This window comes from Corynebacterium evansiae (assembly GCF_027570065.1).
Classification (GTDB): Bacteria; Actinomycetota; Actinomycetes; order Mycobacteriales; family Mycobacteriaceae; genus Corynebacterium; species Corynebacterium evansiae.
On record NZ_JAKMUT010000010.1, the window covers coordinates 13,408 to 28,516 of the forward strand.

The window sequence follows — 15,109 nt, forward strand, 5'->3', positions numbered from 1 at the left end:
GGCAGCGCCGCGATGGCCGCCCTGTGGATAAAGCTGAGTTATCCACAGCCCCGAAAAGTTTTTCTTTTTTGACGCCCCTAGCCTCCCTACACTCACTCCCAGAAAGCAGGTCGCGATCTCCAGGGGGTAAGCACGTGAACTATTCGACGATGGGATTTTTGGACTATCTGGACACAATGGCGCTGGATACAACAGCAATCCACGGGCGCTGCGAGGTGATTAACGAGGACGGAGTGCAGTGCGCCTCGGCTGGCTATTCGGTCGCCAATGCATCGGCACCGGACATTCCGGGCGGCGCCACCACGCGGGCCATCAATACGGCCGCCGACAGGCTCCACGCGGCCTTCACGGGGTTCGGCCGCCAGCTGTCGAACATGGGCCGCACCATCGGCATGTACGCCGACAACGTATCCATCGCCGACACCGACGGCTCCGATGCCCTCGCGGGGGCCGGCCGATGATCAGTTCAGCAACCAGCACAGTCACCGTAGACGCCCTAAAAAGCGCAAAGGTAGAGGCCCTGCGCTCCGCCGCCGACCTCTTCACTCGCAATGGCGACAAGACATCCCGCCACGCTGCGAACGCCCGGGAGCAGGCCAAGTGGGGTGCGGATTGGTCCGGCCAGGCCGCGGACGCCGCCGGTCACGCCACCGATTCTGCCGCGAACCAGCTGGATACCGCCGGTTTCAGCAGCAGCACCATCGGCCAGCTGGCGGATACCCACGCCGACGTTCTGGGGCCCACCCGGTCTGTGGTGCGTACGACCGTGGGGTTGGCTCGCGGGGCATTGATGTCAGTGCACCAAGACGGGGAAGTCTCCGCCCGCCACCTGGCCTTGATCCCCGGCATCGGTGAGGCCGCGCAGAACCTGGCGCTGGTGCTGACCAATATTCTGCGCGGGGCTCTCCAGCTGGCGAGTGTGCTGGACCGGGTGTCCGGCACCGCAATCTCCGCGATCAGTGGCACGGTCGCGCCACCCCGAAGTGATGTTGGGGTCGGTGAGGTCGAGGGGGCGTCATCAATAAAGGGTCCCCAGAACCTGCCTCCGGTGCAGAGGGTGGATACGCCGCACGGGCCGGTGGTGACCGTCGGTGATGTCGAGGGCGCCGACGAAGTGATTACGCTGGTCAGCGGCGTGGGGTCGAGCAATGCGGACGCGCTGACGCGCACCGAGGCGTGGGCGCGGGCGACAGCTGCAGATGCCGCGGCGCACGGCAGGAACGTGGCGGTGGTGGCCTGGCATGGCTACTCGGCTCCGGGGGATCTGCCCGGCGCGATCTCCCGGGCGCCAGCGCAGGAGGGCGCCACCGCGCTGCGAGAGCATCAGCGCCAACTGCGCGAGCGGAACCCTGACGCAAAGCTGCAGGTGGTGGGCTATAGCTACGGTTCGGTCGTGGTCGGGGAGGCCGCGGAGAAAGGCAGCGAGGGGCTCGCCGCCGACGAGGTGCGCTTCTGGGGCAGCCCCGGCGTGCACGCACAACACGCCGAGGATCTGCAGCTGAACTCACAGGCCGGCCACGGCCAGGTCATCAACGAGCATGTGCCCGGCGACATGATCCGACTGGCCACCACCCCGGGCTTTGGGGTGCACGGCAAGGATCCGGCGTCGCCAGACTTTGCCCCTAACTCTGGCAGCTGGAGCAGCTACGGCTGGGGCCGAATCCTGGACCTCTACCTCATGAGCCGTGGGGAAACCGACGCCCACAGTTCCTACATGTGGTCCCCAGAGGTGAATGTGCAAAATTAGAGTGCGCACTCCATCTCCAGCAGCGCCCGCTTGGTTTCCACGCCACCCCGGTACTCGCCGAGGCTCCCGTCGCTGCGGATCACCCGGTGGCAGGGGTAAAGGATCGGCAGCGGGTTGCGCGCACACGCCGAGGCCGCAGCCCGGACGGCACGCGGATTGCCCGCCAGAGCCGCCAGCTGGGCGTATGTAATGGTCTCCCCATACGGAATCTGCGCCAGAGCCTGCGTTGCCCGGCGTCGGAAGGGAGTGGTCACGCCACTGAAGTCCACGGGCACGGTGAACCCCCGCCGCTCCCCCGCGAGGTACTCCCCCAGCTGCCTCGCAGCCTCCTCCAAGTGCTGGGCGGCCGCGCCCTCGGCAGGTGGCAATTCTCGCCCCTGCCGCAAGTGTGCAAACTCTATGGCCACCAATCCCCGCTCCGTGGCCAGTGCCAACAGCTCGTTTCCGGGGAAGACCTCAGACTTCAGTGCATCAAACTTCAGCGCATCAAACTTCAGCACTGCCCCGCCTACCTGCCCTGCCACTAGCCTTCGCCGCCCAGCTCGCCCGTCAGGCGCGTATGGAAGGCCGAGGAGAACTCGTTCATCCCCACAAACTCCACCGTCTTCCCACGCTGCCGGTACTTGTTCTCAATGGTGTCCAGCGCAGCCACCGAAGAAGCGTCCCAAATGTTGGACTTCGAGAAATCAATAACAACCCGATCTGGGTCCTGCGCGTACTCAAACTGCGTGGTGAGGTCGTTGCTAGATGCAAACAGCAACTGCCCCTCGACCGTGTAGCGAACCAAAGCTGCGGCGTCATCAACCTCGCGACGCACATCAATCAGGTGGGCCACACGGCGCACGAACATCACACTGGCCATCATCACGCCTACCACCACGCCGATCGCCAGGTTATGGGTGGCCACAACCACCACAACGATGAGCACCATCACGAAGGTCTCGCTCTTCGGCATCCGCTTCAACGTCGACGGCTTAATCGAGTGCCAGTCGAAAGTGCCCACAGAAACCATCACCATCACCGCAACCAGCGCCGCCATCGGAATGATCGCCACAATGTCCCCCAACACCAGCAGCAGGAAGAGCAAGAAAACGCCGGCCATGAAGGTAGAAATGCGAGTCCTCGCGCCCGACGCCTTCACGTTGATCATCGTCTGGCCGATCATCGCGCAACCGCCCATTCCGCCGAAAAAGCCGGAAGCAATGTTTGCAATGCCCTGGCCGAAACTCTCGCGGGTCTTGTTGGAGTGGGTATCGGTGATCTCGTCCACCAGCTTCGCCGTCATCAGAGACTCCATCAGCCCCACCAGCGCCATCGCGAAAGCTACGGGCGCGATGATCTGCAGCGTCTCCAACGTCCACGGCACCTGGGGGATGAACAGCTCCGGCAGGTTGCGTGGCAGCTCACCCTTGTCGCCCACCGTCGGCACGGAAATGGAACAGACCACCACCAGCACCGTGACGACCACGATGGAAACCAGCGGCGCCGGAATGGCCGTAGTTAACTTCGGGAAGAACACCAGCAGCAAGATCCCCAGCGCCACCAGCGGGTAGACCAGCCAAGGAACATCAATGAGCTCCGGGATCTGCGCGGAGAAGATCAAGATGGCCAGGGAGTTTACGAACCCGACCATCACGCTCCGCGGGATGAAACGCATCAGCTTCGCCACCCCCAGAACCGCCAGCACGATCTGGAACACGCCCGCCAACAACACGGTGGCGATCAGGTAGTCCATGCCGTAGTTCCGGGCAATCGGTGCGACCACCAGCGCCACCGCACCCGTCGCTGCGGAGATCATCGCCGGGCGACCGCCGACAAAGGCAATTGTTACCGCCATGATGAAAGCCGAGAAAAGCCCTACCTTCGGATCCACGCCCGCGATAACGGCAAAAGAGATCGCCTCCGGGATCAGCGCCAGCCCCACCACCAGCCCAGCGAGCATCTCCCGGACCAAGATCCGCGGGGTCGTCAGCGCTACTTTCACCGACGGGTCCGGCCGATAACGCTCCGGATCTTCTTTGCTCCTTATTACTGCAGCCGACAAACCAGGCACCCCTCTTAATCGCGTCAGAACAATCATTGTTATACCGGCTTTACTTTCCGCCCCGCCAACCCAGCCCCGCCAGCCCAGCCCTCACCCATCTAGTTGATACATCAACTATCTTCACGTACACTAAAATCATGAAAGCCTTCGGATTCCTCAGCTTCGGCCACTATTCCCTCAACCCCCAGCCCGCGCACCCGCACATGCTCAGCGCGCGTGACATGCTGCACCAGTCGATCGAACTTGCAGTAGAAGCCGACCGCCTGGGCGTGAACGGCGCCTACTTCCGCGTCCACCACTTCGCACCCCAACAGGCTGCCCCCATGCCCCTGCTGGCCGCGATCGCCGCCCGCACCAAGAACATCGAAGTCGGCACCGGCGTGATCGACATGCGCTACGAAAACCCTCTTCACCTCGCCGAAGAGTCCGCTGCGCTGGACCTCATCGCCGACGGCCGCATCGCCCTCGGCGTTTCCCGCGGAGCCCCCGAGGCTGTCGAACGCGGCTGGGAAGCCTTCGGCCACACCGGCTCCACCGACCCCCGAGGCGCCGACATCGCCCGCGAGCACTTCCTGCGCTACCTAGCCGCCATCCGCGGGGTCGGCATGGCCACTGCCCCCTCGGCGGAGAAGCAATACCCGCACATGTACCAGCCCGGCGCCTCCATCCCCGTACTCCCGCACTCCCCCAACCTGGATCGCCGCGTCTGGTGGGGCGCGGGCACGCGCGAAACGGCCAAGTGGGCGGGGCAGGTGGGCGTCAACCTCATGAGCTCCACCCTCCTCACCGAGAGCAACGGCGACAGCTTCGGCGACCTGCAGGCACAGCAGCTCCAAGTCTTCAAGGAGTCCTTCGCCAGCAGCGGGCACGGCTGGACCCCGCGCACCTCCGTCTCCCGCAGCATCTTCCCCATCACCAGCGCCGAAGACCGGGCGATCGTCGGCACCCACGGCATGAGCCGCGACCACTTCGGCGTGATCGACGGCTACCGCTCCACCTTCGGCCGAACCTATATTGGTGAACCCGACGAGCTCATCGAGGATCTTCTTAATGACGCCGCAGTGGCCGAGGCCGACACACTGATGCTCACTATCCCGAATCAGCTGGGCGTAGAGGCCAATGTTCGCCTGCTGAAGAACTTCGCCACGCACGTCGCGCCTGCACTGGGTTGGGAGCCGAGCACTGCCGAGCACAACTAGCGAGAGCTAGCACCACAAAACCACAACAGGTTGGCCTAACCAACGGGCACGTTGTACGGTACTAACCGTGAATATCTCTAATAATGGGGATACCCCATCTACTCAGGATGCTGCCGAGGTTTATCACCCGCAGGCCTCCACTGCTGAAGTGCTGGTCAAGGACGACCCACGCACCGTCCGCATGGGCACGCTCGTCAGCCTGATCATCGGCTCCACCGTCGGCGCCGGCATCTTCGCGCTGCCGCAGAACATCGCGTCTGTCGCCTCGCCGGGTGCTGCACTGATCGGCTGGGGCATCACCGGCGTGGGCATGCTGTGCATCGCCTACGTCTTCCAGGCCCTGGCGCTACGCAAGCCGCACCTGGATTCCGGCGTGTATTCCTACGTGCGCGCCGGCCTGGGCGACTTCGTGGGCTTCGCCTCCGCGTGGGGCTACTGGCTGGGCACCATCATCGCCCAGGTGGGCTACGCTACGCTGTTTTTCGGCTCGCTGGGCTTCTTCTTCCCCATTTTCGGCGGCGATCACCCGCTGGTGCAGTCGATCTGTGTATCGGCGCTTACCTGGGGAATCTTCCTGGTTCTTTCCCGCGGCGTGCGCCAAGCGGCGATCATGAACGTCATCACCACAGTGGCGAAGATCCTGCCGATCCTGGCGTTCCTGGTGCTGGTGGCCTTCGTCGGCTTCAACACGGATGTCTTCACCTCCGACTTCTGGGGCCGCGCCGCCACCTTCGGCGAGAACCAGGACCAGGCGCTTTCCCTCGGCGACCAGGTCAAGGGCATGATGCTGTTCACCGTGTGGGCCTTCATCGGCGTGGAGGGCGCCTCCACCTACTCGAAGCGCGCACGCCACCGCAAGGACGTCTCCCTGGCCACCTTCCTGGGGTTCGTCTCCGTGTTCTTCCTGCTCACCGCCGTGAGCTTCCTTTCCTTCGGCGTGGTCTCCCGCGAGGAGCTCGCCGCAATGGGCGATAACTCCATGGGCACCGTCCTGGAACACGTCGTCGGCCCGTGGGGTGCTGGCCTGATCTCCGTCGGCCTGTGCATCTCCGTGCTGGGCGCCTACGTCTCCTGGCAGATGCTGTGCGCCGAGCCGATCACCCTGATGGCCCAGGACGGGCTGCTGCCGAAGGCCGTGGGACGCACCAACGACATGGGCGCCCCGTACGTCTCGCAGTTCCTGTCCGCCGTGGTTATCCAGGCGTTCATCATCGTCTTCTACCTGAACGAATCCACCTACACCACGATGGTGCAGCTGGCTACGTCCCTGTACCTGGTACCTTACGTGTTCTCCAGCCTGTACCTACTATTCCTGGCCACCCGTGGCCACGGGTTCAAGCACCCGGACGCCGGCTCGAAGTTCGACATCTCCGGGCCCGAGGTCGGCAAGAAGACCAACCGCGGGCACCTGCTCATCAGTGCCGTGGCTTTCGGCTACTCCCTCTGGCTGCTGTACGCCGCCGAGCTGCAGTTCGTCCTGCTCGGCACGCTGCTGATCGTACCCGGCCTGGTGGTCTACGTCGCCACCCGCATCAAGGCCGGCGGGCGCGTATTCAACGCCTTCGAGTGGGTCATCAGCGCCCTCGTCGTGGCCTCCGCCATCGCGGCGCTGTACCTCATCGTCACCGGCCAGATCAGTCTCTAGCTACCGCCGCTGTAGTTAGCGCAAGCTACCGCCGCTTCTGCCGGTCCCACAGAACCACAGAGGTAGAACGCGGGACGTGCACAATCTCGCCGCGCGAGCGCCCGCCCGCGCCTGCGCCCTCGCCCCGCTCCACGCGGGCCTGCATCTCCGCCAGGCGGCGGCGCAGTGCCGCGTTTTCTTCTTCCAGCTCGTCCAGCCGGTTCTGTTGGGCGATGATCGTCTTGATGCCTGCCAGGTTCACGCCCTCCTCGTGGGAGAGGCGCTGGATCTCCTGCAACTGCTCTATATCCTCGCGCGAGTAGCGGCGGCCACCGCCACTGGTGCGTTGGGGCGTCACCAAACCCATCCGGTCATACGTGCGCAGCGTCTGGGCGTGCATTCCAGTGATCCGCGCGGCGACGGAGATCACGAAAACCTCGCGCTCGCCGCCGTTTTTACCGGTACTCATCAGTTACCCTCCCATCCTTCGCGGGGGTCGAATCCGGAGCGCTTTTCCTCTTCCGAGTACTTGCGCAGCGCGCTCATCGCACCCTCGTCCAGGTTCTTCGGCACGGCCACCTTCACGGTCACCAGCAGGTCGCCGCTAGCGCCGTTGCGCTTGTTCACACCGTGGCCGCGCACGCGCAGCGTGGTGCCATCCTGCGTACCGGCGGGGATGCGCACCCGCACCTTGGAGGCCAGGGTCGGCACCGTCACCGCACCGCCGAGCACCAGCTCGGGGTAGCTCACCGGCACGGTCAACTTCAGGTCGTCGCCGTCGCGGCTGAACACCTTGTCGGGCTTCACGTGCACCGTCACGAACAGGTCGCCAGCCGGTTTGCCGCGCTGCCCCGCCGAGCCCTGCCCGGCCAGGCGCACCTTCTGCCCGTCGACCACGCCCGCAGGCACGCGCACGGTGATCGTGCGGGACTGGGTAGTCCGCCCCGTGCCGGAGCAATCCGGGCACTTGTCCTTAATCACCGAGCCAGTGCCGGAGCAGTCCGCGCACGGGCGGGAGAACCCGAAGGTTCCCCTGTTCTCGCTGACCATGCCACTGCCGCTACAGGTGCCGCAGTTCTGTGGCGAAGTACCCGCCTTAGCACCGGAGCCGTGGCAGCTCTCGCACGGCTCGGGCTTGGTCAGGCGGATCGGCACGGTCACGCCCTTGGTGGCCTCGCGGAATTCCAGGGTCAGCTCCGTCTCCACGTCCGCCCCGCGGCTGCGCTGGGTGCGGCGTCCAGCCCGACCACCCCGGCCACCGAAGCGGCTGCGGGAGGCGCCAGCGGTCGGATCATCGCCGAAGAGTCCGCCGAAGACATCACCGAATCCGCCACTGGTGGCGTCATTTCCAAAAAGATCAGAGACATTAAAGCCGCCGCCAAAGCCTGTGCCGCCGGCACCGCCAAAGCCAGTACCGCCTGCACCGCCAAAGCTCGAGTAGGCTCCGCTAGCAAGCATCTGCTTCAGCTCGTCGTACTCCGCGCGCTTTTCCTTGTCCCCCACCACGCTGTACGCTTCGGAAGCCTTCTTGAACCGCTCCTCCGCCGCTGTGTCTCCCGGGTTCGCGTCCGGGTGATTCTCGCGGGCGATCTTGCGATAAGCTTTCTTGATCTCCTCTGCCGATGCGGTGGAGGACACGCCGAGGTCTTTGTAATAATCCTTCTCGGCCCATTCACTGTGCGCCATGTGTCGCTCCTTCCTTATTGCGCTGTGTTTACTGCGCTTAGTTACTGCGCTGTTCACGCGGGGTATCAATACTCAACCTTGAGTCTACCGCGCTGAACTTTCGTTATCTAATCTTCTTTAACGACGCCCCCACGTATTTATTCCCTCCCCACATCACTTCGGGCCTTGCAGCGTGCATTGCTGGAGACTTGCCAGCCCGAAACTAGCTAGGGTGGGGGTCATGGCACCTAAGAAGCGCAACTGGTTTAGCCGACTCTTCGGCTCGCATGACGCATCGCATGACACCCCGCACAGCACCTCGCCTGCACCCAATTCGCCAGCAAGCCCCAGCGCGCCGCTTGCAGAGCCCGGCCCGCAGGACCCACCGGTGCCGCTGCCCCGCCTGGATCTGCACCAATCGACGGCGCTGATCCGGCAGATCGTGCAAGCGCTCAACGAATTGGGCTACGGCGCAACCCCCACGCCCGAGGTCGTGTACTACAGCAAGCCCGAACACATTCAGAAGCCGCTGAGCTACCCGGGCCCCACGCCCGGCCCCTATGGCGGGCGACTCCCCGCGCCGGACTATGGCGAGGGTTCGCAACTGGGGCTCGAGAACATCACGAAGCAGTGCGCCAATGCCGAGGATTTCGGTCGGGATATGCCTGTGCTGGTAGAGCATTTCGTCAATAGTCTGCTCGGGCCGGCTGCCAGCTCGGAGCGGGATTTGCTTTCACTTCCGGATGCGGAGTTCTACTCCCGTTTGCGGGCGCGCCTAATGGCGATCGATCTTCTGCCGGAGCAGTCGCGGGCGGATGCGCTAGAGTTCAACCCGGATTCGCCAATTCGACCCTATTCGGATGACCTGTGCATCAACCTGGTTCTGGATACGCCAAACTCCGTTTTGGCGCTGAGCCCAGGTTCGCTGAACAATCGCGGTCCGATTGAGGACTTGTTCCGGATTGGCTACCGCAACCTGTGGCAGGAGCTGATCGATTCCGGCCTGGATGTGCAGCCTGTTCGAGCGAGCGAAGACCGCCCCAACGAGCGCTTCTGGGCGATCGAAAGCGGCTCTTACTATGCGGGATCAGTACCCCTGCTCATGAACGAGATCCTCGAGCGCTACCTGCCGCAGATCGATCCCAGCGAAGGACTTGTTTTTTCCACGCCGCATCGCCACATCACCCTGGTTCGAGAGATGAGCGAAGGCACCGACATGCTGGGCTCCGTCAAGATGATGGCGGCCGTGACCGCCCAGGAGTTCTCGCGGCAGGCGGGCGCGCTGAGCCCACGCCTGATGTTTTCGCACATGGCTGAGATCACCACGTTCACCGACATCAAGGCGAAAGGTGACGGCAGGGCGGAGATCGACATTCAGCCCCCGGCGTACCTCATGGAGAGGATCAACCAGGGCAAGCGCTAGAACGGCGGCGCTAGTGCGTCCTCGCTAGAACGGCGGCTCGTCCTCCAGGTTGCGCTTCTGCTTCCGCTGGTTGTGCTCCACCACCTTCCGCGCTCGCTTCACTGCTCGGTGCCGGAAGGTGATTCTTCCCAGCGGGCCGTTTGGCGTGGTGATCACCGTGTGGCCGTCTCCGAAGCTTGTCCAGGTTTCCTCCCCGTCGGGGTTGATTGTCACGTCCCAGGCTCCCGTCGTTTTCGCGTTGTGGTGTTTGGTGCAGAGGCAGTGGAGGTTTGAGGTGTCGGTTGGTCCGCCGTTCGGGGCGCCATGCACGAAGCGTTTGACGTGGTCTAGCTGGCATTTGTGCGCTGGGGTGTCGCAGCCCGGGAAGCGGCAGGTCCCATCCCGACCCTCCACGCTCGCGCGAATGAGGGGCGTCGGGGTATAGCCGGCGGTAGCGGCCTTCCCCGGAGCCTGCAGGTGGGTTATCCGCTCCATCCACTCCTTCGTGGCCAGCGCGTTGAGCCAGCTGCCGGCGGCCCAGATCTGCGCCTCCGGAGCATCCACCTGGCGGTACAGGTTGAGGTTCACCTCCGCAGTCACACTCCCCCGCACCAGACTCAAAAGCGCCCGCACCCTGGAACAATTCTGCTTGTTCCTCACGCTGTCGAGCGCCTGGATCAGCTCCAGCGCCTCCAGCTTCGGAAGGGTCAGGTAGAACTCGGTGTAGTCGGCCGACCGGTCGTCGATAGCTAGCCGCGTTGCGGCGCCGAGGACGGCCAGGTCTTCGGTACTGACGCCCTCTACGTCAGAACCCGTGCCGTCTGCGCCATCTGTACCGTCTGCCCCGGCTGCGCCATCCGTACCTTCGCCCGCTGGAGAGGTTAGTTCGGCGGGATCGATCGGGCAGGCCAAAGGCTCGTGATCCATGACGATCTTCTTCAGGCGTTGGCGGATCGTACTCTGCCCCAACATCGCCTGGTTAGGCCGAGTGGGTGAAAGTGCAGTGTAGACATCGGCTTCTACAGCGGAGATGTGGGCGTCACTAACTGCAACAAGGCTATGAGCGACGATCCGCCACAGCTCGATAGAGTAAGCCCCGGTTTCCGCCAGCTCCACCAGCGATGGGAAGCGGCGGAAGGTGGTTCCGACGTCGACGAGCTGGACCACTCGGAACTCCGGGAGACCCAGGCGCGCGCCCAGGCGGGTGGTCACGTCGGTGATGCATTCGTCGTCGTGCGGTGTGCACGCCAAGGCGAGGCGCGCGTGGTTGCGGTTGATGTCGCAGATCGCTGCGCTCATCGGGTCGGTGGGGTCGGTAACTTTCCAGAACGGCCCCTGTGGTTGGCCTTGTGGTTGGCCTTGTGGTTGGTTATGCGGTGGGTCTTGCGGTGGTCTGTCGGGTGGTGTGGGCTGGTCAAACATCATTCCCCTTCAATGATGGAAGTCCCCAGTGTGTCGTGGCTCGTGTCCCGTGGTTTTCCGTACGCGATCAGCATAGAAAACGCCCCGGACAACCCTCCAAGAAAAACTCACTTAATCGAACACTTGTTCTAGTTCTTAGATCCTACCTGCCCCTTCACAGATACCTCCCACAAATACACCCCACCACACAAAAAAGAGAGCCCCACAGCAAAAGCCGTGAAGCTCTCTGGATCTCACGCCACCCCTGGCGCTAACCCCTAATAACTACTGCGGATCGCCGATAATGACCATCGCGTTGCGCAGCACGCGGTCGCCCAGGCGGTAGCCGCGACGGAGGACGGTGGCGAGCACCTTGTCGTCGCCACTGCTCGTGTCTTGCACGGCCTCGTGGCAGTTCGGGTCGAACTCGTCGCCTTCCTCGCCAAACTTCTCCACCTTCATGGACGCCATCACAGACTGCAGCTTGTCCGACATGGACTTCAGCGGCCCGGTAAGGTCGCCGTGCTGCTCTGCCATCTCCAGGTCGTCCAGGATCGGCAGCAGTTCGGCGGCCACCTCGGCCTTCGCGCCGGTGATCACGCTCGCGCGGTCACGCTCCACGCGACGGCGGTAGTTGGTGTACTCCGCCGTCACGCGCTGCAGATCCTCGGTGCGTTCGGCCAGCTCGGCTTCGATGCTGTTGTTGTCTTCGGGATTGACGCCCTCAGCATCAGCCGCAGCAGCTTCAGCATCGGCCAGACCCTCGTCGACACCCTGCGCCTCCGCGGCTTCCGCGGCGGCAGCTTCGGCACTTTCGGCCGAGGTTGCCTCCGGGTCGGTGTTCTCCGGGGCGCCCGGGTCCTGATTCAGATCTTCAGCCATTACTTCTTATCATCCTCTGCGGAAGTGTCCTCGTCGACAACCTCGGCGTCCACAACGTTCGGGTCATCGTTTGCGGCGGAGCCTGCGTCCGCACCCGCACCAGCACCAGCGCCCTCGGCGCCGGCGGCTGCCTCAGCCTCGTAGATGGCCTTGCCCATCTCCTGAGACTCGGCGTTCAGCTTCTCCACTGCATCCTTGATGGCCTCGATGTCATCACCCTTCAGGGCCTCGTCAACAGCCTTGGCTGCTTCCTCGACCTTGTTCTGGGTGTCCTCGTTGACCTTCTCCTTGTTGTCCTCGACGAACTTGCGGGTCTGGTATGCCATGGACTCTGCGGAGTTGCGGACTTCCTGCTCCTCGCGGCGCTTCTTGTCCTCTTCCGCGTGGGTCTCGGCGTCCTTGACCATGCGGTCGATCTCCTCCTGGGACAGGCCGGAGCCTTCCTGGATCTTGATCGTGTTCTCCTTGCCGGTGGCCTTGTCCTTCGCGGAGACGGAGACGATGCCGTTGGCGTCAATATCGAAGGTGACCTCGATCTGCGGAACGCCGCGCGGTGCCGGAGCGATGCCCGCCAGCTCGAAGGAGCCGAGCAGCTTGTTGTGCGCAGCCATCTCGCGCTCGCCCTGGAAGACCTGGATCTGCACGCTGGGCTGGCTGTCCTCAGCGGTGGTGAAGGTCTCGGAACGCTTCGTCGGGATGGTGGTGTTGCGCTCGATCAGCTTGGTCATCACGCCACCCTTGGTTTCGATACCCAGGGACAGCGGGGTGACGTCCAGCAGCAGCACGTCCTTAACCTCGCCGCGCAGCACGCCAGCCTGCAGGGCAGCGCCCACGGCCACAACCTCGTCCGGGTTTACGCCCTTGTTGGGCTCCTTGCCGTTGGTCAGCTCGGTGACCAGCTCAGAGACGGCAACCATGCGGGTGGAGCCACCGACCAGCACGACGTGGTCGATCTCGTCCACGCTGATTTCCGCGTCCTTCAGCACTGCCTGGAACGGGGTCTTGGTGCGGTCCAGCAGATCCTGGGTGATCTTCTGGAACTCGGTGCGGGTCAGGGTCTCGTCCAGGAACAGCGGGTTCTTGTCCTCGTCCACCGTGATGTACGGCAGGTTGATGGAGGCCTGCTGGGAGCTGGACAGCTCGATCTTGGCCTTCTCCGCTGCCTCGCGCAAGCGCTGCAGGGCCATCTTGTCCTTGGTCAGGTCCACGCCGTGGCTTGCCTTGAACTTGTCGGCCAGCCAGTCGACGATGCGCTGATCCCAGTCGTCGCCGCCCAGCTCGTTGTCGCCGGCGGTTGCGCGAACCTCAACCACACCGTCGCCGATCTCCAGCAGGGAGACGTCGAAGGTACCGCCACCCAGGTCGAATACCAGGATGGTCTGCTCCTTGTCGCCCTTCTCGAGGCCGTAGGCCAGGGCGGCTGCGGTCGGCTCGTTGACGATGCGCAGGACGTTCAGGCCGGCGATCTGGCCGGCATCCTTGGTTGCCTGGCGCTGTGCGTCGTTGAAGTAGGCGGGGACGGTAATGACTGCGTCGGTTACGTCCTCACCCAGGTAGCTCTCCGCGTCCCTCTTCAGCTTCTGCAGGGTGCGGGCGGAGATCTCCGGAGCGGTGTACTCCTTGTCGTCGATGGAGACCTTCCAGTCCGTGCCCATGTGGCGCTTAACGGAGCGGATGGTGCGATCCACGTTGGCTACCGCCTGGTTCTTAGCGGACTGGCCGACCAGCACCTCGCCGTTCTTGGCGAAAGCCACGATGGACGGGGTGGTACGGGATCCCTCGGAGTTGGCGATGACCTTTGCCTCGCCGCCTTCCAGAACAGACACCACAGAGTTGGTGGTGCCCAAGTCAATTCCTACTGCGCGTCCCATATCAGTTCCTCCTATTTTTTCTGGGGCGAATGAAATCTATCGAGCCTTAGTCGAGCGGACTCAACTTCGCCCGTCTCTGCCAACCAGTATCCGCGTTTTTCGCGCCTAGTCAAGCTGACTTGAGTTAGCCTCACTCAACTTGCTCACATCCTCTACAACTCATCCCTGCTCAAAGTTGTTCCCACTCGGCTCAACTTTTTTTAAAAAAGCTAGAATTGTGCCCATGTCTTTCCTCAAACGCCTGGTTGGCCGTTCTTCCGGAACGGGTAATGACGCCACCTTCTCTACCCCTCCCGCCCCAGCCGAACCGCCGCATTCCCTGCGGCAACACTTTGCCGTCACCGAACGCACAGAGGGCGATTCCGGCGAATTCACGGTCTACTCGGTGGCCCCCATGGAGTTCGGAGGTGCGGGCGACACAGGAGATTACGACCCGCACACAGCAGCAATTAAGGAGCTCTCCCCCGCGCAGGCAGCAACGAAGGCCGTGCTGTACGTGCTGCCCGGCGGGTTCGTGAACCCGATCAAGCAGCGTAACTGGGACTTCGTCGCCCAGTTGGCGGACGCGGGCGTGCGGGTGGACATCCCCCTCTACGGCCTGCTGCCCGAGCACAACCACGCGGAGGCGCTGCCGTTGATCCGCCGCTGCTATGAACAACTGGTGGCGGAACATGGTGCCAAAAACATCACCATTATTGGGGATTCAGCGGGCGGCGGGCTGGCGTTGTCCGCCCTCGCTACTACCCCCGAGCACACCCAGCAACCAGAGCCGCCAGCGCGCCTGATCTTGAATGCCCCGTGGCTCGACATGGACCTCGCCAACCCGCGCATCCCCGACTTCGAGCCGAAAGATGCAATCCTCAACCCCGTCCAGCTGCGCCGCCAGGGCGCACTGTGGGCGGGCGAGATCCCCACGGAGGATCCGCGGGTGAGCCCCCTACACCTCACTGCCGACCAGCTCCAAGGAGCTTTCGGAAGCTCCGAAATCACGCTCTACTGCGGCGACCGCGATATTTCACTGCCAGACGTGGAGGAGTGGGCGTCAACAATAAAGAAACAAGGAATCACCACTAACCTCAACGTCGCGCGTGGCGAGCAACACATGTACCACCTCGGCAACACCCGCGCAGGCAAGGCGGCGCGACGCGAGCAGATCGGGATCGCCAGCCGCATTTAAACAACACGAATGTTGCCTATTTCGCCAGGTCAACGCTAGGTCCACCCCAAGTTCGCGCCAGATCCGCTCGGAATTAGAAAAGTTCAAATAAAGCCCC

General features: G+C 63.5%; 13 protein-coding genes. 6 read left to right on the plus strand and 7 right to left on the minus strand.

Features of this window, described 5'->3' with window-relative positions; all coding sequences use genetic code 11:
* The first annotated feature begins 149 nt into the window (after window positions 1-149).
* The gene (locus L8V00_RS09475; protein WP_269944874.1) at window positions 150-461 is read left to right on the plus strand and encodes a hypothetical protein; all 312 of its coding nucleotides are present in this window, start codon (window positions 150-152) and stop codon (window positions 459-461) included.
* Window positions 458-1,747: an alpha/beta hydrolase gene (locus L8V00_RS09480; RefSeq protein WP_269944875.1), complete on the plus strand. Its 1,290-nt coding sequence runs from the start codon at window positions 458-460 to the stop codon at window positions 1,745-1,747. Before L8V00_RS09475 ends, L8V00_RS09480 begins: the two co-directional genes overlap by 4 nt.
* On the opposite strand, the gene L8V00_RS09485 is transcribed toward L8V00_RS09480, so the two are convergent.
* Together L8V00_RS09485 and L8V00_RS09490 are read right to left on the minus strand one after the other, a co-directional pair.
* On the minus strand, window positions 1,744-2,271 hold the full coding sequence (locus tag L8V00_RS09485) for a methylated-DNA--[protein]-cysteine S-methyltransferase (protein WP_269944876.1): 528 nt from the start codon (window positions 2,269-2,271) through the stop codon (window positions 1,744-1,746). The two genes, L8V00_RS09480 and L8V00_RS09485, sit on opposite strands and share 4 nt — an antisense overlap.
* Window positions 2,271-3,689, minus strand: coding sequence for a SulP family inorganic anion transporter (locus tag L8V00_RS09490; RefSeq protein ID WP_338027553.1), 1,419 nt, complete (start codon window positions 3,687-3,689; stop codon window positions 2,271-2,273). Before L8V00_RS09490 ends, L8V00_RS09485 begins: the two co-directional genes overlap by 1 nt.
* A gap of 239 nt (window positions 3,690-3,928) precedes the next feature.
* On the opposite strand from L8V00_RS09490, the gene L8V00_RS09495 reads away from it, so the two are divergent.
* Complete coding sequence (locus L8V00_RS09495; RefSeq protein ID WP_269944878.1) at window positions 3,929-4,990, plus strand: LLM class flavin-dependent oxidoreductase; 1,062 nt, start codon at window positions 3,929-3,931, stop codon at window positions 4,988-4,990.
* Between the two features lie 148 nt (window positions 4,991-5,138).
* The gene (locus L8V00_RS09500) at window positions 5,139-6,635 is read left to right on the plus strand and encodes an amino acid permease (RefSeq protein ID WP_269944899.1); all 1,497 of its coding nucleotides are present in this window, start codon (window positions 5,139-5,141) and stop codon (window positions 6,633-6,635) included.
* 25 nt (window positions 6,636-6,660) lie between these two features.
* On the opposite strand, the gene L8V00_RS09505 is transcribed toward L8V00_RS09500, so the two are convergent.
* Window positions 6,661-7,083, minus strand: a complete 423-nt coding sequence (locus L8V00_RS09505) for a heat shock protein transcriptional repressor HspR (RefSeq protein ID WP_034986709.1) — start codon at window positions 7,081-7,083, stop codon at window positions 6,661-6,663.
* On the minus strand, window positions 7,083-8,300 hold the full coding sequence (dnaJ, locus tag L8V00_RS09510) for a molecular chaperone DnaJ (protein WP_269944879.1): 1,218 nt from the start codon (window positions 8,298-8,300) through the stop codon (window positions 7,083-7,085). The genes L8V00_RS09505 and dnaJ overlap by 1 nt, the downstream gene beginning before the upstream one ends.
* Before the next feature lie 220 nt (window positions 8,301-8,520).
* On the opposite strand from dnaJ, the gene L8V00_RS09515 reads away from it, so the two are divergent.
* Complete coding sequence (locus tag L8V00_RS09515) at window positions 8,521-9,702, plus strand: hypothetical protein (protein ID WP_269944880.1); 1,182 nt, start codon at window positions 8,521-8,523, stop codon at window positions 9,700-9,702.
* A 24-nt stretch (window positions 9,703-9,726) separates the two neighbouring features.
* Here the strand turns inward: L8V00_RS09515 and L8V00_RS09520 are convergent, their stop codons facing one another.
* From L8V00_RS09520 to dnaK, 3 genes are all read right to left on the minus strand, one after another.
* Window positions 9,727-10,980 (minus strand): HNH endonuclease signature motif containing protein, encoded by a 1,254-nt coding sequence (locus tag L8V00_RS09520; protein ID WP_269944881.1) that lies wholly within the window; start codon window positions 10,978-10,980, stop codon window positions 9,727-9,729.
* 387 nt (window positions 10,981-11,367) lie between these two features.
* Window positions 11,368-11,964: a nucleotide exchange factor GrpE gene (grpE, locus tag L8V00_RS09525; RefSeq protein WP_269944882.1), complete on the minus strand. Its 597-nt coding sequence runs from the start codon at window positions 11,962-11,964 to the stop codon at window positions 11,368-11,370.
* Complete coding sequence (gene dnaK / locus L8V00_RS09530) at window positions 11,964-13,835, minus strand: molecular chaperone DnaK (protein WP_269944883.1); 1,872 nt, start codon at window positions 13,833-13,835, stop codon at window positions 11,964-11,966. Before dnaK ends, grpE begins: the two co-directional genes overlap by 1 nt.
* 223 nt (window positions 13,836-14,058) lie before the next feature.
* On the opposite strand from dnaK, the gene L8V00_RS09535 reads away from it, so the two are divergent.
* Complete coding sequence (locus L8V00_RS09535; protein WP_269944884.1) at window positions 14,059-15,012, plus strand: alpha/beta hydrolase; 954 nt, start codon at window positions 14,059-14,061, stop codon at window positions 15,010-15,012.
* Window positions 15,013-15,109: the final 97 nt, after the last annotated feature.

Excerpts from the sequence above, each read along its gene's own strand:
- L8V00_RS09475 (WP_269944874.1), top strand. The coding sequence starts at position 150 with ATGGGATTTTTGGACTATCTGGACACAATGGCGCTGGATACAACAGCA.
- L8V00_RS09480 (WP_269944875.1), top strand. The coding sequence starts at position 458 with ATGATCAGTTCAGCAACCAGCACAGTCACCGTAGACGCCCTAAAAAGC.
- L8V00_RS09490 (WP_338027553.1), bottom strand. The coding sequence starts at position 3,689 with ATGCTCGCTGGGCTGGTGGTGGGGCTGGCGCTGATCCCGGAGGCGATC.
- L8V00_RS09495 (WP_269944878.1), top strand. The coding sequence starts at position 3,929 with ATGAAAGCCTTCGGATTCCTCAGCTTCGGCCACTATTCCCTCAACCCC.
- L8V00_RS09505 (WP_034986709.1), bottom strand. The coding sequence starts at position 7,083 with ATGAGTACCGGTAAAAACGGCGGCGAGCGCGAGGTTTTCGTGATCTCC.
- dnaJ (WP_269944879.1), bottom strand. The coding sequence starts at position 8,300 with ATGGCGCACAGTGAATGGGCCGAGAAGGATTATTACAAAGACCTCGGC.
- L8V00_RS09515 (WP_269944880.1), top strand. The coding sequence starts at position 8,521 with ATGGCACCTAAGAAGCGCAACTGGTTTAGCCGACTCTTCGGCTCGCAT.
- L8V00_RS09520 (WP_269944881.1), bottom strand. The coding sequence starts at position 10,980 with ATGAGCGCAGCGATCTGCGACATCAACCGCAACCACGCGCGCCTCGCC.
- grpE (WP_269944882.1), bottom strand. The coding sequence starts at position 11,964 with ATGGCTGAAGATCTGAATCAGGACCCGGGCGCCCCGGAGAACACCGAC.
- dnaK (WP_269944883.1), bottom strand. The coding sequence starts at position 13,835 with ATGGGACGCGCAGTAGGAATTGACTTGGGCACCACCAACTCTGTGGTG.
- L8V00_RS09535 (WP_269944884.1), top strand. The coding sequence starts at position 14,059 with ATGTCTTTCCTCAAACGCCTGGTTGGCCGTTCTTCCGGAACGGGTAAT.